21 protein-coding genes are annotated in these 25,040 nt (G+C 53.3%); 13 read left to right on the forward strand and 8 right to left on the reverse strand.

Annotated features, from left to right (window positions below; all coding sequences use genetic code 11):
• Window positions 1–217 precede the first annotated feature (217 nt).
• On the forward strand, window positions 218–2,215 hold the full coding sequence (locus tag N0M98_RS21105) for a methyl-accepting chemotaxis protein (protein WP_375295520.1): 1,998 nt from the start codon (window positions 218–220) through the stop codon (window positions 2,213–2,215).
• A gap of 160 nt (window positions 2,216–2,375) precedes the next feature.
• Window positions 2,376–4,217, forward strand: coding sequence for a peptidoglycan D,D-transpeptidase FtsI family protein (locus N0M98_RS21110; protein ID WP_259619053.1), 1,842 nt, complete (start codon window positions 2,376–2,378; stop codon window positions 4,215–4,217).
• Here N0M98_RS21110 and N0M98_RS21115 read toward each other — a convergent pair.
• On the reverse strand, window positions 4,214–5,503 hold the full coding sequence (locus tag N0M98_RS21115; protein WP_259619054.1) for an ATP-binding protein: 1,290 nt from the start codon (window positions 5,501–5,503) through the stop codon (window positions 4,214–4,216). The two genes, N0M98_RS21110 and N0M98_RS21115, sit on opposite strands and share 4 nt — an antisense overlap.
• Window positions 5,504–5,831: 328 nt before the next feature.
• On the opposite strand from N0M98_RS21115, the gene N0M98_RS21120 reads away from it, so the two are divergent.
• From N0M98_RS21120 to N0M98_RS21135, 4 genes are all read left to right on the forward strand, one after another.
• Complete coding sequence (locus N0M98_RS21120; RefSeq protein ID WP_249864661.1) at window positions 5,832–6,218, forward strand: DoxX family protein; 387 nt, start codon at window positions 5,832–5,834, stop codon at window positions 6,216–6,218.
• A gap of 204 nt (window positions 6,219–6,422) precedes the next feature.
• Complete coding sequence (locus tag N0M98_RS21125) at window positions 6,423–7,664, forward strand: DUF2157 domain-containing protein (RefSeq protein WP_259619055.1); 1,242 nt, start codon at window positions 6,423–6,425, stop codon at window positions 7,662–7,664.
• Window positions 7,654–8,184: a GDYXXLXY domain-containing protein gene (locus N0M98_RS21130; protein ID WP_259619056.1), complete on the forward strand. Its 531-nt coding sequence runs from the start codon at window positions 7,654–7,656 to the stop codon at window positions 8,182–8,184. Before N0M98_RS21125 ends, N0M98_RS21130 begins: the two co-directional genes overlap by 11 nt.
• A gap of 98 nt (window positions 8,185–8,282) precedes the next feature.
• Window positions 8,283–8,447 (forward strand): hypothetical protein, encoded by a 165-nt coding sequence (locus tag N0M98_RS21135; protein WP_249864658.1) that lies wholly within the window; start codon window positions 8,283–8,285, stop codon window positions 8,445–8,447.
• Between the two features lie 164 nt (window positions 8,448–8,611).
• On the opposite strand, the gene N0M98_RS21140 is transcribed toward N0M98_RS21135, so the two are convergent.
• From N0M98_RS21140 to N0M98_RS21160, 5 genes are read right to left on the reverse strand one after another with little or no spacing between them, the layout of a single operon-like run.
• Window positions 8,612–10,360: a hypothetical protein gene (locus N0M98_RS21140; protein ID WP_259619057.1), complete on the reverse strand. Its 1,749-nt coding sequence runs from the start codon at window positions 10,358–10,360 to the stop codon at window positions 8,612–8,614.
• A 55-nt stretch (window positions 10,361–10,415) separates the two neighbouring features.
• Window positions 10,416–11,657, reverse strand: coding sequence for an efflux RND transporter periplasmic adaptor subunit (locus N0M98_RS21145; protein WP_259619058.1), 1,242 nt, complete (start codon window positions 11,655–11,657; stop codon window positions 10,416–10,418).
• Between the two features lie 40 nt (window positions 11,658–11,697).
• Complete coding sequence (locus N0M98_RS21150) at window positions 11,698–13,311, reverse strand: DHA2 family efflux MFS transporter permease subunit (protein ID WP_249864655.1); 1,614 nt, start codon at window positions 13,309–13,311, stop codon at window positions 11,698–11,700.
• 37 nt (window positions 13,312–13,348) lie between these two features.
• Complete coding sequence (locus tag N0M98_RS21155) at window positions 13,349–14,002, reverse strand: efflux RND transporter periplasmic adaptor subunit (protein ID WP_249864654.1); 654 nt, start codon at window positions 14,000–14,002, stop codon at window positions 13,349–13,351.
• A gap of 38 nt (window positions 14,003–14,040) precedes the next feature.
• Window positions 14,041–14,469 (reverse strand): MarR family winged helix-turn-helix transcriptional regulator, encoded by a 429-nt coding sequence (locus N0M98_RS21160; RefSeq protein ID WP_249864653.1) that lies wholly within the window; start codon window positions 14,467–14,469, stop codon window positions 14,041–14,043.
• A 243-nt stretch (window positions 14,470–14,712) separates the two neighbouring features.
• Between N0M98_RS21160 and N0M98_RS21165 the strand changes: the two genes are divergently transcribed.
• Both N0M98_RS21165 and N0M98_RS21170 read left to right on the forward strand, forming a co-directional pair.
• Complete coding sequence (locus N0M98_RS21165) at window positions 14,713–15,147, forward strand: MarR family winged helix-turn-helix transcriptional regulator (protein WP_249864652.1); 435 nt, start codon at window positions 14,713–14,715, stop codon at window positions 15,145–15,147.
• A 33-nt stretch (window positions 15,148–15,180) separates the two neighbouring features.
• Window positions 15,181–16,017, forward strand: a complete 837-nt coding sequence (locus N0M98_RS21170; protein ID WP_249864651.1) for a lipoate--protein ligase family protein — start codon at window positions 15,181–15,183, stop codon at window positions 16,015–16,017.
• A gap of 11 nt (window positions 16,018–16,028) precedes the next feature.
• On the opposite strand, the gene N0M98_RS21175 is transcribed toward N0M98_RS21170, so the two are convergent.
• Window positions 16,029–16,757, reverse strand: coding sequence for an alpha/beta hydrolase (locus tag N0M98_RS21175; RefSeq protein ID WP_259619059.1), 729 nt, complete (start codon window positions 16,755–16,757; stop codon window positions 16,029–16,031).
• A 208-nt stretch (window positions 16,758–16,965) separates the two neighbouring features.
• On the opposite strand from N0M98_RS21175, the gene pdhA reads away from it, so the two are divergent.
• The 4 genes from pdhA (at window position 16,966) to lpdA (ending at window position 22,373) form a co-directional block, all read left to right on the forward strand.
• Complete coding sequence (gene pdhA / locus N0M98_RS21180) at window positions 16,966–18,039, forward strand: pyruvate dehydrogenase (acetyl-transferring) E1 component subunit alpha (RefSeq protein WP_249864649.1); 1,074 nt, start codon at window positions 16,966–16,968, stop codon at window positions 18,037–18,039.
• Window positions 18,040–18,057: 18 nt separating this feature from the next.
• Window positions 18,058–19,038 carry an alpha-ketoacid dehydrogenase subunit beta gene (locus tag N0M98_RS21185; protein WP_259619060.1) on the forward strand — a complete coding sequence of 327 codons (981 nt, stop codon included), beginning with the start codon at window positions 18,058–18,060 and terminating at the stop codon, window positions 19,036–19,038.
• A gap of 560 nt (window positions 19,039–19,598) precedes the next feature.
• Window positions 19,599–20,957, forward strand: a complete 1,359-nt coding sequence (locus N0M98_RS21190) for a dihydrolipoamide acetyltransferase family protein (protein WP_259619061.1) — start codon at window positions 19,599–19,601, stop codon at window positions 20,955–20,957.
• Window positions 20,958–20,960: 3 nt separating this feature from the next.
• The gene (gene lpdA, locus N0M98_RS21195; protein ID WP_249864646.1) at window positions 20,961–22,373 is read left to right on the forward strand and encodes a dihydrolipoyl dehydrogenase; all 1,413 of its coding nucleotides are present in this window, start codon (window positions 20,961–20,963) and stop codon (window positions 22,371–22,373) included.
• 479 nt (window positions 22,374–22,852) lie between these two features.
• Here the strand turns inward: lpdA and N0M98_RS21200 are convergent, their stop codons facing one another.
• On the reverse strand, window positions 22,853–24,313 hold the full coding sequence (locus tag N0M98_RS21200) for an MDR family MFS transporter (protein ID WP_249864645.1): 1,461 nt from the start codon (window positions 24,311–24,313) through the stop codon (window positions 22,853–22,855).
• Window positions 24,314–24,461: 148 nt separating this feature from the next.
• Here N0M98_RS21200 and N0M98_RS21205 point away from each other — a divergent pair, with 148 nt between their 5' ends.
• A complete protein-coding gene (locus N0M98_RS21205) occupies window positions 24,462–24,893 on the forward strand; it encodes a MarR family winged helix-turn-helix transcriptional regulator (RefSeq protein ID WP_249866229.1) in 432 nt (143 codons plus the stop codon).
• Window positions 24,894–25,040 lie beyond the last annotated feature (147 nt).

Here is a 25,040-nt window from a genome sequence, read left to right on the forward strand (position 1 = left end):
ATCCCTACATACGCAGAATAACCTATTTCAGAGCAGGGTGGTGGGTCCTTTGAAGGAAAGATTGTCCAATTTCAAGCAGTGGACGGAGAAAATCAGCAGTTTATTTGCAGCAAAAAAATCGGGGGTTGAAGGATCGAATAACGGAACATCGTTTCTGGGAAGGGCTTCCGGCTCGGTAGGCAGCATCCGGATTGAGAATCCGGTCAAGTCTGTCGGCATGAAATTATTTCTTATTTTTCTGGTCAGCATTTTGGCGTTCGTGCTGGTTGTAGGCTTCACATCGTTTAATATTTCCAGCGGCGTGCTTCAGAAGAAGGTCGTCGACGCTTCGGAACAAACGATTATTCAAGCCGGCCAAAAAATGGATTTGCTGTACGGAGTCTACGAAGATTTATCGATGCAAATTTTGCTGGATGAAGATATGAAAAAGCTGCTTTCCGATATCGGAACGGTCAACCCGGGCAGCTACGATTTTCTGCAGCTGAGACAAAAAATCGGTGATAAGCTGAACGTATATTCATATTCCAACAAGACGATCAAGGCGATTCATCTGCTGCGCGCCAACGGGGAACCGCTAAGCTCTTCGGGAAGCTCCTTGGGCAGCGAGAACTTGTCTTCTGAGGAATGGTACAAGAAGATTATGGACAACAACGGCAAGGCGACATGGCTGGAAGCGAAGCCCAAAGGATATTCTCAGGGCACGACTTCGCCGACGTTTGCCGTGGGCAGAGTGCTGAAGAATACGACGACGAACACGCAGCAGGCGGTTCTTCTGCTTGAAATCAGCGTCGATGCGATCGATCGCGAATTGGGCGACATCCGCATGGGCGACGGCGGCCAAACGATGATCCTTACCGACGATTTGAACGTCATTTTCGCCAAGGACACGAACGTTATCGGGCAAAAAACGCCGATCGATATTGCTAAGGAAACGATGGTCGACGACCGTAACAATACGATGTCCGGCAACAAAGATATGCAGATCGTGTATTATCATTCCGAAAAAACCGGTTGGTACCTCGTTGGCGCCATGCCGATCGCCGAGCTGGTGAAGGATGCCACAGCGATCTTCAACGTTACATGGGTGATGGCCGGCATTGCGGCAGTCATTGCGGTAATCATCGGCTTCTTCGTCGCGCGGATGATCGGCACTCCCGTAGTCACGCTGCGCAATTTGATGAAAGAAGGCGAGCAGGGGAATTTGACGGTACGCATGAAAGTAAATTCCCAGGATGAGATCGGGCAGCTGGGGCAAAGCTTCAACCAAATGATGGAGAAGATCACTCAGCTGGTTCAGCAGACGAACCATTCCGCCCAGGAAGTGCTGGCAACGGCGGCCGAATTGTCCGACGCGTCGAAGAAAACGGCATTATCGGCCAAAGAGATTGCCGTAGCTACCGAAGAAATCGCCGGCGGCGCTTCGAGCCTGGCTGTCGAGTCGGAACGCGGCAACGAGCTTACGCATAATATCAGCATTCAAATGAAATCGGTCGTCGACGCCAACATCGAGATGGGCAGTGCCGCCGCAACGGTGCAGCAGGCCAGCGAACAGGGAATTCAATACATGTCCGAGCTGATCGGCAAGACCAACGCTACGGAAGCGATGACCCGGGAAATGGTTGAGAAAGTCGATAAGCTTAAAGAAAGTACGAGCTCTATCCGCAAAATTTTGGATGTGCTTAGCAATATTTCGAAGCAAACGAACATCTTGTCCTTGAACGCTACGATCGAAGCGGCACGCGCAGGAACGGCCGGCAAAGGGTTTATGGTCGTAGCCGATGAAATACGGAAGCTTGCGGATCAGTCCCGTCAATCGATCGCTATTGTCGGTCAGTTCACCGAAACGATTCAGAAGGAAATCGATGAAACCGTCAAAGTATTGTCCAACGCCTATCCGATGTTCCAAGAGCAAATTTCTTCGGTTAAGGAAGCGGACTCGATCTTCAAGGAAGTTCAGACTCACATGGAAGGATTTTCCGGCAGATTGTCTGAAGTGACGGACTCGATCGAAAATCTGAACGCTTCGCAAATCGTATTGTCCGATGCCATGTCCAACGTCAGCGCCGTAGCGGAAGAATCTTCGGCTACGTCCCAGGAGGTCGCTTCGCTGAGCGCCGAGCAGCTGAACATCAGCTCGGGCCTCGTACGCTTGTCGGACAAGCTGGAGCAGCTCTCCAATTCGCTGCAGGAATCGCTCAGCAAATTCGAGGTATAACCCGCAGGTTCACTATGATTGTATTTTGTATTATATGTTTCGTAACCGGATGCCTTTTTCATGGGATAGTTTGCCGTGAAAAGGGCATTTTTTTTGTTATGTAAACGGAAGAAGAAGCCCATACTGCTAAGTAACCTACTGCGAGGAGAGACACAAGCGTATGGCAAACCGGTCTCCGTTAAAGAAGCATCGTTTATTCTATATATTGCTATTGATGACCGTTTTATTGATCGGGTTGAACGTGAGACTGTTCTGGATACAGGTTGCTGCGAGCCGCAATTTTACGGACAGGAGCATCGATTTGGTCGAAAATTCCGTCATTCAGCGGGAGCAGGGAATTGTGCTCGATAGCGGCCGCGGAGACTTCTACGACAGAAACGGAGTCGCTCTAACCGGCAGCGTCAAGACGGTGCTGACGGTTTTTCCCGTAAAGGAACATTTCCCGGAAAATAATTTGCAATTGAGGCAGCAAATCGCCCAGATTCTTCATGTATCCGAGCGGCAATGGCAGACATTCGTCGAGTCGCTCAAGAGCCCTGCCGTCTGGACTGCGAACGGGAAGCCCGTTCAGCTGACGGAGGCCCAAATCGGGCAAATCGAGGCTCTGGGGCTGCCGCAGCTTGCCGTTACGCGATACAAGCAGCGGTATGATGCGGAACAGCTTGCCAGCCAGGTTATCGGTTTTATAAGCCAGGACCCGCAGCGGATTACCCGGCAATTTACCGATCAGATTCATAAGGGCGAGCTGCAGTTGACGAGCAAGATCGGCGGCGCCGGACTGGAGAAGACGTTCGAGCCGTGGCTTCAGGGGCTCGGGCCGACTTCCTTATCTTTGTTTACGGACGGTCTCAAACGGCCGCTTGCCGGGTTGGCTGCAAGGACCGTCTTCCCCGACAATTCGTACTATCCGCTCAAGGTGATCACAACGTTAGACGCCTCCATTCAGCGGCGGGTCGAGCTGGTTATGGACAAGCTGCACATTCAAGAAGGAGCGGTTGTCGTTATGGATGCCGCCAATGCCGATGTCATCGCGATGGCGAGCCGCCCGGAGTTTCATCCGGAGCATGTCGATCTGAAGCAGGGAAGCTGGAGCAACAAAGCTGTGAAGGGAACTGCGCCAGGGTCTATCTTCAAAACGGTCACTGCGGCGGCGGCGCTTGAGGAAGGTCTGGTTCGGCCGGGCGAAACATTCGATTGCCGGGGGGAATTGGGTAAATACGGTCTGAGCTGCTGGAAGCAGGGCGGCCACGGGCATATCACCTTCGAGGAAGGCTATGCGCAGTCTTGCAATATCGTGTTCGCCGAAATCGCCGAGCGGCTTGACGGCGTCAAACTGGAGGAGTATGCGCATAAGCTGGGCTTGGACGTGCGGGTCGGCTGGAGCGGGCGCTTCATGCAGGAGGAAAGCTTTCGGCAATGGGACAGCGAGGATAAGGGTCAAGTTTACGCCGGCGCAACACCGAAGCAGGACGGCGGTGTCAAGGCGCAGACTTCGATCGGCCAGAGGGACGTTCTGGTCACTCCGCTGCAAGCCGCGAACATGATCGTCACGCTGCTCTCCGGCGGAGAGGTTGCATCTCCCAGAATCGTCAAGGAGATACGATTTGGCAACGGCCGGTTAATGGAGGAGCTGCCGGCTCATCGGGTAGAGGGGCTGCCGGCTCATCGGGTAGAGGGGCTGCCGGCCTCCTTATCTCCAGGCACTTCCAAGACATTGCTGTCATGGATGGAGGAAGTCGTCGATCACGGCACCGGCAGCGGGCTGCAATCCGCGCATTGGAAGGTTGCCGGCAAATCCGGGACCGCTCAGGTCCGGGACAAGCAGGGCAGGGATAAAGTCAATCAATGGTTTATCGGGTACGGGCCTGCCGAAATGCCCCGATACGCGGTAGCCGTATTAGTTCAGAATGTGACGCCGGACGAAAAAAGCACATCCGTTCCCTTGTTTCGCCAAGTGATGGATGTGCTTGCTGAGCAGCCCGCTAAAGGAGCGAATGATTAATGATAAGAGGTCGTATGCAGCGTCGGAATCATCAGAGAGAAACAGGTTCCTTTGCCGACCTCGCTGGTAACGTCGATTTTGCCGCGGATCGTTTGAATGACGCGGAAGGTGACCATCATCCCAAGGCCGGTTCCTTTATCCCTCGTAGAGTAGAAAGGGGTGCCCAAACGGCGAATTTCTTCCGGCGTCATTCCGACGCCATGGTCTATAATATCGATGCAGACGCTGCGGCTTTGCACGGTGCCGATAATCCGCAAACGGCCGCCGCCCGGCATCGCTTCAATCCCGTTCTTGAATAAATGAACCATGCACTGCACGAATTTCTCCTTATTCGCGCTGATGATCATTTTATCTTCCAGCTCCGTCTCCACCTCCACACGGCATAGCTTGGCATAGGGCTCGATCGATTGCAGCGCCTGCTGGATGAGCGCTTTGGCGTCCACCAGCTCGATGGCTTCCAGCTGCGGCTTGGCAAACGCCAAATAATCGTTAACGATAGACTGGGCTTTATCGATCTCTTCCACGACCATGGAGGTGTACAGATTACGCTTGTCTTCGGAAATGTCGGGCTGCTTCAAGATTTGCATAAAGCCTCTGGCGACGGTCATCGGATTCCTGATTTCATGGGCGAACGATGCGGCAAGATCGCTTAACACATTCATTTTATCGACCTGCTGGTTATGGTTTCGTTTGTTGGCATTGATAATCATTTGTTCGATCACGTAGACGGCAAAGGCGAATGTACAGGCGTACAATAAGCTGTACAAGCCAAAGTACATCCAGAACGAAGCATTCAAGGGAATGCCTACGAGCAGGAACGCCGCACAGGAAAATACGGTGGAGAAAATGCCGGTAATAAGGCCTACGATACAAGCCGCCGCCGTGCCGCGTATCCGATCCCGGCCGATGATGTACGGTTTGACCAGATGTACGAGAAGGATCAGCAAGCCGATAAGCACCACGCTCAGGATAAGCGCCTCAGGACTTCCCCCCAAATAAAACCGGTAGACGATAATGACCGCTGCGACCCCCAAGGCGGGGAGCAAACCGGCATACAGAATACAGATCGACAGCGGAATGAACCGGAAATCATACAGGAAGCCGTTCGCGAATTGAAACGGATAGACCATGCATAACAGCGCCGTTACGGCCGCCGGCACAGCGATGTTGCGATATTTGGCGGACTGGTTCATGCTGTAGTTGCGTTCGGCCCAAAACACATGATACGCCATCACGGGAGTAATGATAATTAACATGTTGAACAGCAGTTGTTTAATTACGTCCAATGAGATCACCTTAAGCAAAATAATATGGAATGCAGAAATTACACGTGTTTATGGGTATTCGACAAATTTTTCTTTTTTCCTACATCTCGCAAGAAAAAAACATTCAGGTTCCAAGCGGAATCGCTTACCCCGTTCATCGTCGTGCCGTCAGTAATCCACACTACTGGAATAGGAAAATTCTATACTTGCACGATGTCATGAGCGGCGGAGAGAGAGCATACATTTATGATATGAAGTTATTTTTAGTTAGTAGCTTGACAAAAGTAAATACATTAAAGTAATATACTAACATAAAATAAGTTGTTAATTTTAATGGGGAGTGATTGAAATGGTCAACGCAGGACTTCTTATTATTCGTATCATTGTGGGATTGATCTTTGCCGGGCACGGTACGCAGAAGCTGTTCGGGTGGTTCGGAGGGCACGGGCTAAAAGGCACGGGAGGGTGGCTTGATTCGATCGGAATGAAGCCGGGGATGCTGATGGCATTTCTTGCAGGAATCGGCGAGCTTATCGGCGGGCTGCTCTTTGCAGCCGGCGTATGGACGCCTGTAGGCGCGGCACTGATCATCATTACGATGCTGGTAGCGATACTTAAGGTGCATGGCCGAAATGGGTTTTGGGTTACATCCGGAGGGATCGAGTACAACTTGATTCTTATTGCCGTAGCCCTAGGTATAGCATTGATCGGTCCGGGCGCTTACGTATTGTTTTAATCGGCAGGCGAATAATTGGATAGAGGATGGGGCCAAAGCCTTCGGCTGGAAGAAGCCGGAGGCTTTTTGCCGCGGAACGAGGGATTGTTTCTATGCAGGCCATAAGGCTAAGGAATGGGTACTAGGGAAAAATAGTACTTTTTTTTGCCTTGGTGTCGGCTATACTTAAAGTATGGAGAAACGAATGGAAAGAGAGGTGGCGGTATGAGCCGCAAGTGGGTGGAGAAGGAAGGTTTGCGCTGGGTTGAAAGCAATATCGTCACCCGGGAACAGTATGAACGGATTCTCGGTTTATATGAGGAAAAACGGCATGCGATAGGTATCCTTCCGATTCTCGGGAGCATTCTGGTGGGTCTCGGCATCCTCAGCTTTGTGGCCGCCAATTGGCAGGACATCCCGCAGCTGGCGCGGTTTATGCTGGTCGTCATCGTGATGGTCGGCTGCTACGTCTCCGGGGAACTGATGATGAAGAAGGGGCATGACAAGCTGGGCATCGCTTTGACCGCTTTGGGCTATATTAGTTTCGGTGCGGGCATCGTGCTGGTAGCCCAAATGTTCCATCTGACCTCTTACGACATCACATCCTTTATCGTCTGGGGAACGGCAGGCGTCCTGCTGACGTTTTTATACCGCAGCCGTTTTTTGTATTTGCTTAGCTTGCTGGTGTTTACGGCGGCTGAGTTATACAGCGCACTCCACTTTCATCAGTTTAGCTACGTCGGTTTCATTTTTATGGCCGCGGGGCTCGGAGGATATGCATGGGTAAGACAGAGCGCGCTGCTCACATGGTGCTTCAGTTTAAGCTTTGCGCTGCATGCGCTTATGTTTACGATGGTCAAAGACTTGCCCTTCTTGTGTTTCTTCCTTCCGGTCATGGCGCTCTACGCGCTGGGGGACTGGTATAAGGACCGCGGCGCAGGCTACGCGCTTCAGTCGGTTCCGCTCGCCGCGAATTTCGTATTCGGCACGTTCATGGTGCTGGTCTGGGAGGCTCCGTACGGCGGCCTGGGCGATTTGTCGGAGCTGCTGCCGAAGCCGCTCTACTATTTGCCGGCTTTGCTGCTGCTGTTCGCCGCATCCGCGGCGGGCAAATGGAAGCAGAAGCGGTTATCCAGCGTCTTGGAATGGATCATGTGCATTCCATTCCTTTACTTAACCGTCGGAGTGAGCGCGATCTACTTGCTGACGCTATTCTTCTTCTCGTTCTATGTGCTGTGGCGGGGCTATATGGAAGAATGGCGGTTTAAAATCAATTTCGGGACCGTGCTGTTTATTTGCAGCAGCATGATTGCCTACGGCAAGCTGACGTGGGATTTCATGGATAAATCGCTATTTTTTATCATCGGGGGACTACTGCTGCTTGCCTTGAGCTGGTTCTTGAACCGCCGCAACAAGCGGTTTCTTCGGAACATCGACGAGGGGGAGGGGAAGCATCATGATCGGTAACCGAACGATTGCCAAGCGGTCGTGGCTGCTCAGCATCCTCGTGGCGCTGCAAGTGCTGTTTCTTGGCGGCATTGCCGTCTCTTATTATGCGGTCGGCTGGTTCGGCAATGAAATCAAGCTGCAGACCGAACCGGTCGATCCGAGAGACCTGTTATACGGAGATTACGTGACGCTCGGCTATCAAATCAGCAGAGTGGATAAGAGCTTATGGCATAGCGGCAACCTTCCGGACGAGGGGGAGAAGGTCTATGTGCTGCTGAAACGGCAGCAGGACGGACTCTTCGACGCCGCGGGCGTATATTCCGCCAAGCCGGCCGTTCAGCCGGGAGAAGCGGTGCTTATTGGGACGGTCAGTTCCGTATGGGGAGACTCGCTTGGATTGACGTACGGTCTGGAGAGATATTACGTGCCCGAAGGGACGGGACAGGAGCTGGAGAAGCAGGCCGGAAATATGATCGTCACCGTCAAGGCGGCGTCTTGGGGAGCTGCGCGAATTATGGCGCTGGAACCCGGAAAATAACGCCAGACTATTCAGCAAACTTTCAGTTGGCGTTCAGGTTCGGTTCATAATAGGGTGTGATAATAAGGAGAACAATCCTGAACCCTGGAGGAACGAACATGACGAATCGTAGAACGATCAGCCTTGTGCTGGCTGCCGTAATTATGTTCGGCGGAACGGTAGCCTTGTATGAATGGAATCAGGCTGTGTCCGCGCAACAGGCCGCAGTAAACAGCCCCGTTCAACCGCTGCATGACGATGCATCGGCCAAACCGTCGAATTGACTGCCGGCAACGGATAACCGTTTGCTTTACAAGCTAAAATAGCAGAAAATCAGCTGTATTTCAGCCGGTTTCTTAATTTAGAAATAAAAACGAGCGCATGGGAACTTGTCGTCCATGCGCTCGTTTTCATTGAGCCGCGAAGCTTACCGGCGATCCGGTCCGGCTTATTGCTGCAAAGTAGCGATGAGCCTTCTCGCCTGCCCGGCAGGAGTATCTATCGTTTCATACATTTTCAGCGTCAAATTATTTTCCAGCTGATCGGAAGACGTGTCGCTGAAATAAATCAGCTGTTCGCCGCTGGTCAGCCTGTTATCGCCGCTTAAGCTTTTGGTCGTCGAGGCGATTTTGCGTCCGTCCTTTGTCTCCAGAACCATGAGCAGCTTGTTGTAGGCAGAGTCGACCATCACCGAATCGGTGCTTTTCAAATCCCAATTAATACGCAGCTTGTAGCTGTAGTTATAGGTTTGCGTCGCTTGATTCATACCGGCCAGATTGCTGAGTGCCCAATCGCGGATCGTCACCTGGTAAGGATAAGCCTTCAAGGTCTCGTTGTCATTGACCGGATTGTTCATATACGTAACCGCCTGGGACAGCGTAACTTTATAAGGAGCGGCCGTCTTGTCGTCGATCAGCTTCAGCGTATACTGCGCTTTGGCCCCGTTAAGCGGCAGGACGAAGGAATAGTTCACGACATAATCCGTTCCCGGCACAACCAGCGAAGCGTCGCTGTTCAACCGGCTTCCCGCATAAGTAAAGCCTCCGCCGACCAATTCCGCCGCGAATTGCGGAACCGGCAACGGCTTATCGCTGCGGTTGCTGAATTTGAGCTTCACGATACCGGTTTGATAGCCCATGCCCTCATTCTCATACGTTTGCATATCCACTACGCTGACAGAGATGTCCGGATTAATCGAGTTATTGATCGGGTCGACCGGAAGCGGCGTATTCATCGTATACGCGACGGGCTGGGTCGTATCCTGCCCGGCTTGGTCCGCCTCCGGCATCAGGATGCTCAGACGGCCGATGTTGAACGTAACGTTGGCGGCCGCATCCGTACGATTAGGTATTTTGTAGGCTTCCGTCGTCGAAACGGTGAAGCTGCTCAGCTGCGTATCCAGGTCGGTCGGAACGGCATAATAAATATATTTCTTATCGCCGGGATCGAGCGACGTTACGGCTTGATCGACCCTAGCGCCCTTGTAGGTCAAGGCAGCCGATTTGCCGTCCAGAGAGAAGCTCGGAACAGTCTCGGTCTTGGAGCCGGGATTTTGCACGAGCAGCTTGATGAGCTGAACCGGCGTCTGATCCTTGAAGTTGGTCGACAGACTGACCGGCGTATAGGTCAAGGCCGAATCTACCGAAGGGATCTGGAAGGTTTCTCCCCATTTCTTGACCGCGGAAGAATCGGCGATGCTGGATTGATCTCCGTACCAGACCAGATTCGCCACGGGCAGGTCCAGCATCGTCGTTTCCGTTTTCGGATAGACGTCCTTGTTTACATCGATCCATACAAGGTCGGTAGGCTGCACATTTTCGCCCAGATCGATCTGGGTCATAAAGCTGAGGTCGATGCTCGACATCGGGGGAACGGCGACCGCGTTATCGGCGCTGCCTTTCAGCACATATTTCGCTCCGTTCTGGGTCACCGCGCGAAGCTCATAATCCGGCACGCGGACGGTATCGTTCGAAACGTTGTACATTTTGAGCTTGACGCCGATGCGGGTCCCGTTCAGCGTATGCTCGCTTAGCAGGCCGTTCACCTTCACCTGCAGCGGTCCTTCCAGGACGGCCGGATAGCGGGTATCGATTGCCGCCGGGGCCGCTTCGTCGGCAAAAATCGAGCCGGACCCGAAGGATAACGCTAAGGATGAGATGACGACGGCCGATATTGCTTTTTTCAGATTGTTTTTCATCGTAAATCCTCCATTTGAGTAGTTAAAATATATCGTTTGGGTTAGCCGCAGCGGTCTATTTTCTCAGTTCAACCTTGTCTTTATCTTTCAGCTCCTGAACGCCGGAGACGACGATCTGCTCGCCTTCCTTAACGCCGGAGACGACTTCGCGGTTCGTATCCGCCGTCCGTCCGAGCGTGACCTTTCTGCGTTCGGCCTGGTCGCCGGAGACGACGAAGACATAGCTGTCATTGCCTTCCTTGACGATGGAAGCGGCAGGGACGGTGACGACATCCTGCGTGGAATCGCCGCCAAGCTGCAGTTTCACCCGCATGCCGGACTTCAGCTTCATATCCGCGTTGGGAGCGGTCAGCTCCAGTACGAACGATTTGCTCTGCGGGCTCATGACATCCGCCAAGTAGCTTACGGAACCCGTCAGCTTCTCGTCGCTGCCTTGAAGCGTAAACGGAATCGCCTGTTTGCCGCGAGCCAGCTTCAGGGCGCTTTCGGTTAAATCCGCATGAATTTTGATCGGATTTTGCTGTTGAATGACGCCTGCGACATAGCCCGCTTGAACGGTTACGCCTTTCTCCGGATTCAGATCGGTCAGCACGCCGCTGATCGGAGCTTTCACCTCGAAATCGGACAATGTCTTGTCGATGTCCTGCAAGGCCACGTTCGCGGACTCGATCTGAATTCTCAGCGAGGCGAGCGGATCGGTAGCATCGAGATTGGCCAATTGCTTCTGCGCCGTATCCAGATCGAGCCGCGCCGTCTTCAACTGCGTATCCGCCTTGTCGAGCTGGGCTTTGGGCACAAGCCCTTCGTCATAGTCGTTATGAATGTTATTATAGCTTTTCTCCAGATCGGCGATCGAAAGCTGCAGCTTTTCAATCGTATTTTTGAGCACGGCGCGATTGGTAACGACGTCCTCGCTCGTTTTATCGAGCTGGGCTTGCAGATTTTGGCGGGACAGCTCGGTCTTCTCGCGGTTTCTCGCCGCATCGGTAGAGTCGAGTGTAAAAATAACTTCTCCCTGCTGCACATAATCGCCGCGCTTCTTCTTCATCTCCAGTACGTCGCCGCCGACCTTCGTGATGACGTTCACTTGGGAGGAGGATACTACATCGGCGTCGACCTCCAGCTTGTCGTCCATTTTTTGCTTGGCGGCCGGAGCCGTCGTTACGAGCTTCGTCTGGCTGCCGCTGGCGCTGGTGACTGAGCACCCGGCGGCCAAGATGCCGCTTAGCGCCACGACCAGACCGGTCATCAGAATACGCTTGAATCGGATTGGTTTGTCGATCTTACTACTTGTCATATGGATTCTTGCCCCTTTGCTATGAAAATAGTGGAAGGTTCTATTCGCCCATCACATGGGCTTTCGGACCGCCTTTGGCTTTCGTATTTTTCAAAAACAGGGAGAGCACCGCGGCGATGACCGACAAGACGGCCGTCACGATAAACACGTCGTCAAGCCCCATGACGGTCGCCTGAATCTGCACCTGCCCGCTCAAATAGCCGAGCGCGTTCGCTTTGGCCTGAATGGCCGACTGGCCCATGCCCATATACTGATTCTGCAGCTGGTTAAAATGGGATGCGACATTCGTCGAAAACATATTCAGCTGCTCCGACAAGTCCGCCACGTGAAACGACCGTCTGTCGGAGTATAACAGCGCAAGCCAGGCAATACCGAAGGAGGCGCTGATCTGCCGGATCGTGTTCGACAATGCGGTGCCCTGACCCATCTTGTGCATCGGGACGGTGTTCATGCCGGCCGTTTGTATAGGCATCATCATAAGACCCATGCCGATAGCCCGGAGCACGAGCCAGGTGATCAGCGTCGAGAACATCGTGTTCAGATCGAGCGCGGCCGACAAGTACAGCGACAGCGCCGTGAAGGAAAGCCCGATAACGGCAATGACGCGGGCTCCAATTTTATCGAACAGGGCGCCGGCAATCGGCATCATAATGCCGGATACGATGGCCTGCGGAAGCAGAATCAGACCGGTTTGCACGGCGGAAAGCCCGGATAAGGTCTGCAAAAAGATCGGAAGCAAAAACAGTACGCCCATCATGATCAGCGTGGCGATACTCGATATGATGAGAGATAGCGTGAACGTGGCGTTTTTCAACAGCGACAAGTCCAGCATCGGCTGATCGATCAAGAGCTCGATGGCGACGAAGATGATGAGGCAAACGATGCCGATCGTAACAAAAGTAATCACCTCGGAATCGCCCCAGCCTTTCTCCGACACTTTGCCGACGCCGTAGAGCAGGGTGGCGAGTCCCGTACAAGAAGTAACGAATCCCCAAAAATCGAATCTTTGCGACACAGGGGCTTTAAATTCCTTCAGGACGGCCATCGCAAGGAAAAAGTCGATAATGCCGATCGGCACGTTGATCGTAAAAATAAGACGCCAGTCCAAATATTCCACTATGTATCCGCTCAGCGTAGGGCCGGTGGCGGGAGCGAACATGATCGCGATACCGAATAAGCCCATGGCCATTCCGCGTTTTTCCGGAGGAAACATGCGGAAGATCATCGCCATGCTGATCGGCATTAACGCGCCTCCTCCGACCGCTTGAATGATGCGGAAAAAAATCATGCTGTTATTGCTCCAGGCGACGCCGCACAGGCCGGAGCCGATCGTAAATATGGCGGTGGCGATCAGGAAGACCCGCTTGTAGCCGAACCGGTCGCCCAAGAAGCCGGTGACGGGAATCAAAGCTCCGCTGACCAGCGAATAAGCGGTGACGACCCATTCGATATCGGATTGGTTGACGCCGAAGACGGACATCATTTTGGGCAAAGCGACATTGACGATACTCGTATCCAATATGGCCATGAACACGGCGATGATGACGGCCAGCATGGCCAGGCCGGAACCTTTGGAGGGTGCGCCGGGGCCGCCCGCTTTGTCCGTCGTACCGGCCGGCTGTTCTTTGCCGGAAGACGCATCTATGGATGACACCTATAGTTCCTCCTCTCTTATGTAGAAGCCGGGCGGGTTATTTCTCAATTTTCACCGTTACGTTCAGACCCGGAACAAGGCGCAATCCCTTGTGATCGTCAAGCGAAATTTTTACGGGAATACGTTGGATCACCTTGGTGAAATTGCCCGTCGTATTGGAAGTGGGAAGCAGGGAGAAGGAGGAGTTCGTGCCGAGGCCGAGACGCTCCACATGACCGGTTATCGTTGTGTTCGGGTAGGCGTCGATTTTAATCGTCACCTTGCTGCCCACCTTCACGTCGGCGATTTCGGTTTCCTGCAGATTGGCGGATACGTACAATTGATCGAGGTTCGCGCTCATCGCGATGGCGCTGGAAGGGGAGACCATCTGATCCTTGATGCCGTTAAACTGAATGATGGTGCCTTCTTCGGCGGCGATAATTTCCTGCGTGACCGCCGGCGTATTGCCGTGGGCCGGAGTCGTTTCGACGAGTCCCAGCACGTCGCCTTTGTTGAACGAATCGCCTTCCTTATAGTTCCATTCGATCAGCTTGCCTGCTCCGGGGGCGCCGATAGCCCGCAAGTCGCCTTGAATTCTCGCATCTTCCGTGTTGATATATTTGCTGGCGATCGCATAATAATAAGTCCCGCCAGCTCCTCCGCCGAGAAGAATCAAAGCAATCACTACCAAAATAATGACCTTTTTCTTCATTGCTGATTAAGCTCCTTTCATAAATAGGGAAAATAAATTCAGCCCATATCCGTGACGCTGGTCAGCATCTTGCGGAGTGTGGACATAAACTGCCGAGTTTCGTCCGAGGGCAAGTCGGCCAGCATCTTTTGCAGAATGCTTTTGCGCCGCTCCCTCAGCTCTCTGATCATGGTGCGTCCCGCGTCCGATAATTCGATCCATACCACTCTACGATCCGTAACGTCGCGGCTGCGCGCAATATGACCGTCCCGGACAAGACGGTTGATGGCGATCGTCGTGGCGCTGGCTGAAAGACACAGCTCGTCGGCCAGCTCGCTTACGCTCATTCGTCCCTGATGAAGCAGCGTGTGCAGAAGCAGGAACTGCTGTTTGGACACCGCCGGACACGGGGTCCATTTATTCGACTGCCGGATGGCTATATGGATGAGTTGCTCAAATTCATTTAAGGTATCATCCAAATCGACCACTCAAATTCCCCCTCCTTTTTTTCAAAAAACATTTCCGCATGAAAATAATTAATAGCTAAATGGATTGCTGATAAAATTGTTTTTTGAAATATATTTTGATGGTAAAACTATTCATGGAAAAAATATCATGATGCCCAAGGAGTCGTCAACACTTTTTTTTCCGAACTCTCTTGAAACATTACGACGACTCGTTCGTATTAATGTTAAAATAAATACGACATTTGTTGAAAAAGGAGCAAATCGATGAAGGATCACCGCGACCTCTTTGAATTGGAGGAGGTATCGAGGCAGCTGTATCGCAAGATGTCCGTTGCCTGGAACAAGTTTGACGAGAAAGGAATGACTTCGGCTCAAGGCTTCGTCCTGGAGAAGCTCGAAAGCGAAGGGCCGCTGAAAGTATCGCAGATGGCGGAAGCGATGTGCTATACGGCGGGCGCTATTACCTCTCTGGCGGACAAGCTGCTTTCGGCCGGCTATGTCGAACGGGAACGGGACGATGAAGACCGCCGGGTCGTTTATTTGCGCATTACGGAGGAAGGCCGCAAGATGCTCGGCACGATCCGGGAGCAGCGCAAAACGAATATCAAGACGTTCTTCGGAAATTTAAGCGATGAAGACGTTCACCATTTGATTCGTATATATAAAGAGATACTCGCCCATTCGGAGAAAAAGGCGTAAATCTTATAACCATATTCGGAAGAAGGAATAAACATGCAGCAAGATGATTGGCGCTTGCCGGAAGGGGCGTTAATATGGGACCGTTCGCAGCAGACCGCTCCGCCGGACGTATTGTATCCGTTCGCGCTGGAGGAGCTGTTGTGCAGGAGCGTCGGGGAAGGCGGACCGCCTATCGTACATCTATGGCGGCATCCCCGCGCTTTCGTGATGGGGCTGAGGGACAGCAGGCTTCCCGGGGCGGTCGAAGCGAAGCGCTGGCTGGAGCGGCAAGGGTACTCGGTTGCGGTCAGAAATTCGGGCGGCGCCGCGGTGCCGCTCGATACGGGAGTCGTCAACGTCTCGCTGGTGCTTCCCAAACGGCAAGGACAGATCGATTTTCGCCAAGATTTCGAAACGATGTACATGCTCGTCAAGGACGCGCTGCAGGCTGTAACGCCGGATGTAGCCAAAGGGGAAGTGATCGGGTCCTATTGTCCCGGCGATTACGACCTTAGTATCGCCGGACGCAAATTTTGCGGCATTGCACAGCGCAGACAGGCGCATGCCTTCGTCGTTCAGGCGTTTGTCGTCGTTACGGGAAGCGGCGCGGCCAAGGCGGAGCTGGCCCGGGAATTTTACCGTATCGCCGCGGCAGGGGAGGACGGGAGCAGTTATCCCGATGTGCATGAGGATCGGATGGCTAGCCTGCAAGAGCTGGCCGGTCTGGATGACCCGCAGCGGTTTATCGACGCGGTCAAACGGACGGTGCGCGCCCGTACCGCTCCGGCTGAGGAAGGCGCGCGCACGCTGCGGCTGCCCGGCGACAGCGAGATCAGCGATATGATCGCTTCGTTAAAGCAACGTTACGGAATCGGCGAACCGACGCCGTAGCGCGTTCCCGTTCATTTGAGAAATAGCTTCATCGCCGCGGGCAGCTCATTTTGCCAGAAGCCCCACAGATGCTTCCCCGGCTTTTCTTCATAGGTCATGCGGCAGCTCCTCTCTTCGAGGAGCTTTTTGGCGCTGCGGTTCGCTTCGAGAAAATCGAAGGTGCCTCTCTCCGTAGCGACCTCCCGTTCATCCAATCCGATCAGCATATACAGCCGCAGCCACGACAGATCGATTTCCCTCTCGATCCGCTCCCGGCTCTCGCGCAAAAATGCTCCCGATAAGGATATAACGTTGCAAAATAGGCTACGATAATCTAAGGCAAGATGCAAGGAAACCGTTCCTCCCAAAGAATCGCCGGCCAATATCCGTTCGGCGGGCGTCGTTCTCACCGGATATTTGGACTCGATGAACGGAAGCAGCTCCCGGGCGAAAAAATGAGTGTACGCCTCAAAACGTTCTCCCTCCGGCGCATATTCGCTCGTTCTGACGGCCGTGTTCACATCCACGCCGACAATGATGGCCGGTTCTACGCCCTCGTCGAAGATCAGACGGTTCATATGCGTGACGATGCGTCCGAAGTTGAAAAACTGCTCTCCGTCCTGACAATAAATGACAGGATACGTCAGCAGCTCCTGATACCCGGGCGGCAAAAAGACGCGAACCGGCCGTTCTTCGCCGAGGGAGACGGAGGGCATGAGCTCCTTAACGATTGTCCGCTTGTAATATATGGTATCGTCCATGGAAATTCCTCCAAGTGTATTATAATAGTTTACGCTAGTTTTTCCATCTGTATTATATATTTCATGTCACTGTTATAGTCATGGAAAAGACTAGATCGCATATTTTGCAAGTAAGTAGTTGTGTTATTAGAGAAAACAGGTTTATAATACTACTATAACAGAAACTCCGGTTTCAAGGCATCAAAATCTATCGCTGAGGTGAATGTACATGAGTAAGCCATATGAAGTGGCAGTGTCAAAGGTGCAGCCTTTGTCTGTTTTAGGGCCAGACGGTACTGTGGTTAACGAGCAAGAAATGCCGAATTTGACTGACGATCAATTGAAAGAACTGATGAGACGCATGGTGTTTACCCGTACTTGGGACCAACGGGCCGTTAACTTGACCCGCCAAGGACGTCTCGGCTTCTATGCTCCGGTATCCGGCCAAGAAGCGTCGATGGTCGGCAGCGAGTTCGCTTTAAATAAAGACGATTTCATCTGTCCGGGATACCGCGACATGCCGCAAATCGTATGGCACGGTCTTCCGATGTACCAAGCGTTCTTGTATTCGCGCGGTCACCAGCACGGCGGACAAATTCCGGCCGATGTGCATGTACTGATGCCGCAAATTATCATCGGCGCGCAAATTTTGCACGCGATGGGCGTTGCCATGGCATTCAAAAAACGCGGCGAAAAACGCGTCACGATTACGTATACCGGTGACGGCGGTTCGTCCGAAGGCGATTTCTACGAAGGCATGAACTTCGCAGGCGCGTTCAAACTGCCGGCGATCTTCGTCGTGCAAAACAACGGCTATGCCATTACGACACCATTCGCCAAGCAAACGGCTGCAGAATCCGTAGCTCATAAAGCGGTAGCTGCCGGTATCAAGGGCGTGCAAGTTGACGGTATGGACGTGCTGGCCGTCGTCAAAGCGGTTCAAGACGCGGCAGAACGCGGACGCAACGGCGAAGGCGCGACGCTGATCGAAGCGATCACCTATCGTTTCCTCCCGCACTCCATGTCCGGCGACGATCCTTCCAAATACCGTACGAAAGAAGAAACGGCTGAATGGGAAGCAACGAAAGATCCGTTGATCCGTTTCCGCAAGTATCTGGTCGGCAAAGGCCTTTGGACGGAAGAGGAAGAGAACAAGGTTGTCGAAGAAGCGAAGGCTACCGTAGCCGAGCAAATCAAGAAGGCGGAAGAAACGGAAAAAATGACCGTTACCGGCCTGATCGACAGCATGTTCGAAACGACGCCGGCTCACTTGGAAGAGCAAAAAGCGGAATATAACGCGTAAAGGAGAGAGAAGCATACCATGGCACAAATGACAATGATTCAAGCGATTAAGGATGCAATGCGCGTAGAGCTGCAGCGCGATCCTAACGTTGTTATATTCGGGGAAGACGTAGGTAAAGTAGGCGGTGTGTTCCGTGCGACGGAAGGACTGCAGGCGGAATTCGGCGAAGAGCGCGTATTCGATACTCCGCTGGCGGAATCCGCTATCGGCGGTCTGGCTGTAGGGATGGGGATTCAAGGCTTTCGTCCGATAGCCGAAATTCAGTTTGTCGGTTTCATCTATGAAGCGATGGACCAAATCTGCGTCCAAGCGGCTCGCATGCGCTACCGTTCCGGCGGCCGCTACAATGCGCCGATTACGTTCCGTACGCCTTTCGGCGGCGGCGTTAAAGCGGCCGAGCTTCACACGGACCCGTTGGAAGGCTTGCTGGCTCAAACTCCAGGTATTAAAGTCGTTGTTCCTTCGAACCCGTACGACGCCAAGGGCCTGCTGATCTCGGCGATCCGCGATAACGATCCTGTCTTCTTCATGGAGCACTTGAACCTGTACCGTTCGTTCCGTGCGGAAGTTCCAGAAGGCGAGTACACAGTGCCTCTTGGTAAAGCGAACGTCGTTCGCGAAGGCTCCGATGTAACGATCATCACTTACGGCGCAATGGTTCACACTTCCTTGAAAGCTGCCGAAGAGATTGAAAAAACTCGCGGCGCAAAAGCGGAAGTGATCGACCTTCGTACATTGGTTCCTTTGGACATCGATACAATCGTAGAATCGATCAAGAAAACGAACCGCGCTATCGTCGTTCAAGAAGCGCAGAAAACATCCGGCGTAGCGGCTGAAGTGATCGCGCAAATCAACGAAAAAGCGATTCTTCACCTGGAAGCTCCGGTGCTTCGCGTAACGCCTCCGGATACGGTGTATCCGTTCGCTCAAATCGAGGATCAGTGGCTACCTAACCCTGCTCGTATCGTAGCAGGTTTGAATAAAGTTCTTGACTTTTAAGTAGGACGCTCCTGTGAAGGGAGCGGCCGGTTGTCAAGCGGATTCGCGAATAGGTTTCAGGAAGGAGGGTGTATACCTCCGGCCGCTGTTGAAATGGGATATTCTTATGAATTATAGGGCAGAAGTAGATATCCCAGTTTCAAAGGCGGACGCAGGCTCCTCCGGTACACACCCTTACCTTCCTCTTCACATTTCGCGGCCGAATTGACAAAAATGCTTCGCCAAGGAGCGTTGGAGCGGTAACATCCGTTTGCGGAAGGGACGCAAACGGGGAATATATTTTAAAGCGCAGCGGGAGCTGCTTTTGGAAGAAAATGAATGTGCGAGGCTTCGAGCGGGCAGAAGGTGGAGCCATATGTAACTGCCGGAGAGTTTACGCGCCGCCTTTGAAACCGGGTTTCATCTGATACAAATATAATGTGAGAAACCTGGTTTCAACAGCGGCCGGAGGCAGTTGGCATATGGCGGAACCGGCAGCCGGCGAGTGTTAACGAAGCGCATTATTTCACTTCCAACCTACATACTCCCGCCTGCGCCACCATTTAGGAGGGTTCGGAATCGTGGCGATATTTGAATATAAATTCCCTGAGCTCGGCGAGGGGATTCACGAAGGCGAGATCGTCAAATGGCTTGTGAAGCCGGGCGACGCAGTCAATGATGAAACGATCATCATGGAAGTGCAAAACGACAAATCGACGGTAGAAGTTCCTTCTCCGGTCGAAGGGAAAATCGTAGAGATCAAAGTAGGCGAAGGTACGGTATGTACGATCGGCGATTTGATCGCGACGATCGAAGTATCCGGCGAGGTGCCTCAGCAAGCGAGCCACGGCGGACACGGCGAGAGCGCGGCTCCGGCGGCAGCGCCTGCAGCCGAATGCTCTGTAGGCGGAGCGGTGGCGGCTAACGTCGCCAGCTCCAAGCTGGACACGCCGATGGCATCCCCAGCGGCGGCACCGGCTGCGGCTGCGGGCGCATCCGCAGGCCAAGTGCTGGCTACGCCGAGCGTGCGCAGGCTCGCTCGCGAGAAAGGCGTGAACATCGCGCAAGTCACAGCAACAGGCCGCAACGGCCGTGTGACGAAGGAAGATGTTCTGGCCTTCGCCGCAGGCGGAGCGCAGCCTGCAGCGGCAGCACCTGAAGCTGCAAGCGCAGCACCTGCAGCAACGGCGGCTCCGGCAGCGGCAGCATCGAGCGCTGCGGCGGCATTGTCCGGCGAACGCGTCGAAGAGCGCGTTCCGCTCAAAGGCATTCGCAAAGCGATCGCGAACGCAATGGTTAAATCCGCGTTCACCGCTCCTCATGTAACGCTGATGGACGAAGTCGACGTAACTCAACTGGTTGCTTTGCGCGGCAGAGCGAAAGCGGCGGCTGAGAAAAAAGGCGTAAAATTGACTTACTTGCCGTTCATCGTCAAAGCATTGGTAGCGGCAGCGCGCCAATTCCCTGCTATGAACGCGATGATCGACGAAGAGAAGAACGAGATCGTCTACAAGAAGTACTACAACATCGGTATCGCTACGGACACGGATAACGGTTTGATCGTTCCTGTGATCCAGGACGCGGACCGTAAAAATATTTGGACGATCGCGGAAGCCATCAAAGACTTGGCGGCACGCGGACGCGAAGGCAAGCTGAGCGCTGCCGAGATGAGAGGCAGCACGATCTCCATTACGAACATCGGTTCCGCGGGCGGTATGTTCTTCACTCCGCTCCTCAACTTCCCGGAAGTTGCTATTCTCGGAACAGGTCGTATTACAGAAAAACCGGTTGTTAGAAACGGTGAAATCGTCATTGCTCCGGTTATGGCATTGTCCTTGAGCTTTGACCATCGTATTATCGACGGCGCAACGGGTCAAAACTTTATGAACTACATTAAACAGCTGCTGGCTGATCCAGAGCTGCTCATTTTGGAGGTGTAAGATATGGTAGTAGGAGACGCTTCCGTTGAGATTGACGTTCTGGTCATCGGTGCAGGACCCGGCGGATATGTGGCGGCCATTCGCGCCGCCCAGCTGGGCAAAAGCGTATTGGTAGTCGATAAATCCGAGCTGGGCGGCGTATGCTTGAACCGCGGATGTATCCCTTCCAAAGCTTTGATCTCCGCTGCGCATCATTATGAAGCGGCAGCGCACAGCTCCGCCATCGGCATTACGGCGGAAAACGTGAAAGTCGATTTTGCCAAAGTCCAGGAATGGAAAAGCGGCATTATCAAAAAGCAAACCGGCGGCGTTACCCAGCTGCTGAAAGGCAACAAAATTCAAGTATTTAACGGCGAGGCTTTGTTCATCAACGATCAAGAAGCCCGCGTATTTAACGATAACGAAACGGCGCGTTACCGTTTCAACCACTGCATTATCGCGACGGGCTCCCGTCCGATCGAGCTTAAGGCGTTCCCTTACGGCGGCCGCATTTTGTCGTCCACCGAAGCGCTGGAGCTGCAAGAAATTCCGCAAAGCCTGATCGTTATCGGCGGCGGCTACATCGGCATCGAGCTCGGACAAACCTATGCGAAGTTCGGCACGAAAGTGACGGTGCTCGAAGGCTCCGACGCGGTTCTGCCGGGCTTCGAGAAAGAAATGTCGCAGCTTGTGGCGCGCAACCTGAAGAAGCTGGACGTGGAAGTGTTCACCGAAGCGATGGCTCAAGGCTGCGAGCAAACCGATAAAGACGTTACCGTGACATTCACGGTCAAAGGCGAAGAGAAGAAAGTAACGGCCGATTATGTGCTGGTTACGGTAGGACGCCGTCCGAATACGGACGGAGATCTGTCTCTGGAGCTGGCTGGCATTGAAGTCGGCGAGCGCGGCTTGATCAAAGTGAACGAGCAGTGTCAAACGAACGTTCCGCATATCTATGCGATCGGCGATATCGTATCCGGTCTGGCCTTGGCCCATAAAGCTTCGTACGAAGGCAAAGTGGCTGCCGAAGCAATTGCCGGAATGCCTAGCGTCGTCGATTACAAATGCATCCCTGCCGTCGTATTCTCCGATCCGGAGATCGCAAGCGTCGGCTTGAACGAGACCGAAGCAAAAGCCAAAGGCATCAACGTAGCGGTAGGCAAGTTCCCTTACGGAGCCAACGGCCGCGCGCAATCGATGAATTTGAAGGAAGGCTTCGTGAAGCTGGTCGGCGACAAAGATTCCGGTCTGCTCCTCGGCGCGCAAATCGTCGGCGCGGAAGCGTCCAACCTGATCGCCGAGATGGGTCTTGCCATCGAGATGGGAGCAACCTTGGAAGACATCGCTCTGACGATTCATGCGCATCCGACGCTCGGTGAAATCACGATGGAAGCCGCTGAAGTGGCGATGGGTCATCCGATTCATATTTTGAAATAAAATGCTTTTGAACGAAAGCTTGGATAAGAGGCTTGAATAAGAGGCTTGGGGCTGCAGTTGATGCGGCTCCGGGCTTTTTTTGTTGTTTAGGAAATGATGCGCAGCCATTTCCTGTGGATATCCGGGGGCTCCCCCGAAAGTAATGTCTAACCATAGAACGATCCCAGCGGAATGGTTAGACGCCGATCCAGCTGAAGCTGGATGCGGACGGAATAAGCTTCAGAGCATCACGTCACTACCCTGGAAATTACTCTTGGTACCCCATTTCCATTGTCTGTGGTGCCGCGTCGGCGGCATGGATGGCTTTTGGGGGATTTGTTCTTGTATGGGGGAGGTGCACGTTAGCGGTGAGCGGAGGGGACTTGGAGATCAGCCGATACGGCTGAGGAAGTTCGGGTTCGCCGCGTGAAGGGGCAGAGGCCGGAATTTCCCGCCCCACGATTCCCTCACTTAAGCTATACGTCGGAGCGCCGATAAGGTCAGTTCCTTGCCTGCGCGGCGCTTGCGGCCGCGGTCTGAGGCTTCGGCTTGCGCAGCAGCCACACTAACGGAAGCGCCGCCGCGGCGACGATCGTGCCGATCATAAATACATCGTTCACTCCGAGAGCGGATGCCTGCTCGCGAAGCAGCTCTTGATCTCCTGCCGAGCCGGTTTGGCCAAGCTGCTGCAAATGAACATTCGTCCGCGTCACGAGCAGCGAGCTGAATATGCCGATAGACAGGGAAGCGATGCCTTGGCGCACCCAGTTGGTGATGGCGGAGCCGTGCCCGGAGTTTTCCCGCGGAATCGAGCTCATTCCCAGGTTCGTCACCGGCATATTGCATAAAGCGACTCCGATATAGCGGATGACGAGCCATAGGATAATGTAGGCCGCCGTCGTTTGCAGTCCCATATTCGTCAGCGCAAGCGTAGCGATTCCGATCAGCGCGATTCCGGAGGCGATCAGCCGAAGCGGACCGATCTTGGTATACAGCTTGCCGGTAATAGGCGAGCAGGCGGCGAGGGCGAGCGAGCCCGGCAGCAATATGAGCCCGGTATGAAGAACGGACATATGCTTGACATTTTGCAAAAATAGCGGGATCAGGATGCTGACGGCATAAAGCGAAATGGTAATGACACAGTTGATGACCAAGCTTAGCGTAAACCGGACGTTTTTAAACAACCTTAATTGGAGCAGTGGACTGGATACGGTGAGCTCCCATTTGATAAAAAACGCCAAAAAAGCGAAGCCTCCCAGCATAACCGTAAGCAGCTTGCCGGAAGTCCAGCCCCATACGCTGCCTTGGCTGAAAGCCATTAGAAGAGCGGTGCTGCTGATCGTTACGGCGGCAAGGCCGATCTTGTCGAACGATTTCTTTTCGCTCAAGCGGTAGTACGGGATATACTTGATGATTGCGATCACGGCGGCGACGCCGATGGGTAGATTGATGACGAATATCGATCTCCAGCCGAAATATTCGACCATCCAGCCGCCGAGCGTCGGGCCGAAGGCGGGCGCCAGCATCGACGATAGGCTCCATAAGCTCATGGCGAACGGCTGCTTATCCTTTTGCACGACTTGGTAAATGATCGTCATCGTGGTCGGCATGATCATGCCGCTGAACAGACCTTGGATGACCCGGAACGTAATGAGCGATTCGATGTTCCAGGCGGAGATGCACAGCGCGGAGGATAGGGTGAAGCCTCCCATGGCGATCATATACAGCCGTTTGTAGCTGAGCTGGTCGCCGAGGTAGCCGACGGCCGGGGCGATGACTCCTGTAGCCAACACGAAGCCGGACATAATCCATTGCACCGTGTTCAAGCTCGTATGGAAGTTGTCGATAAAGAGGGGAAAGGCTACATTAATCGTAGTCGTGCTTAAAATGGCCAGGAAATTGCCGAAAAAGACGGCGTAAATAATCGGCCAAAACGAATCCGGTTTTGCTGCGGTACTCATGGGCTAGGGGCCTCCTCAAATGGCAGTGCTAATAAATTATGCATATAGTTGCATGATACAATCAACTACTTTGGTATTATACGGACTTTTTTTTGAAACTGTCAATATGGTAAAATGGAAGGATGATGGAACAGGGGGAGTAAGCTTGGTGCTTGATAGGAACAAGCTGACGGAAATCGAAGTAGAGCTGGCGAAGCTCGTCCGGCGCGCCAATTTCGTCAGTCCCGGCAAAGATCAGCGGATTGTGGACCGTTCGACTTATTTGCTGCTGCTTCAGCTGAAGGAGCACGGGCCGGCCGGAGTGAAGGCGCTGGCGCAGGAATTCCGGCTCGATGTATCCACGGTCAGCCGGCAGATGGCCGTCATTGAGAAGAAAGGCTACGTCCGCAGAATTGCCGACCCTACGGACGGCCGGGCCAGCTCGTTTCAGATTAATGAAGCGGGGCTTCAGGAGCTGGAGCTGATCGGGCAGGCTCGCGTCGAACGCTACTCGCGCTTGCTGAAGGATTGGACGCCGGAAGAGCTGGATACGTTCGCCGAGCTGCTGGGACGGCTTAACAGGACTTATGTAGACGAATAGGCTGCTTGTTTTTCACCACCCTTCTAAGAGTCTGTCCGACGGAGTTACTTTTGTAGGTCCCTTCGGAGTAAGACTCGGTTTTCAAATGATTTTTCATCACGATTTGAGTATAATCACTGTGTCTTTCTTTGCCTTTGTGGGAGTTAC

The organism is Paenibacillus doosanensis (assembly GCF_025060755.1).
Lineage (GTDB): Bacteria > Bacillota > Bacilli > Paenibacillales > NBRC-103111 > Paenibacillus_S > Paenibacillus_S doosanensis.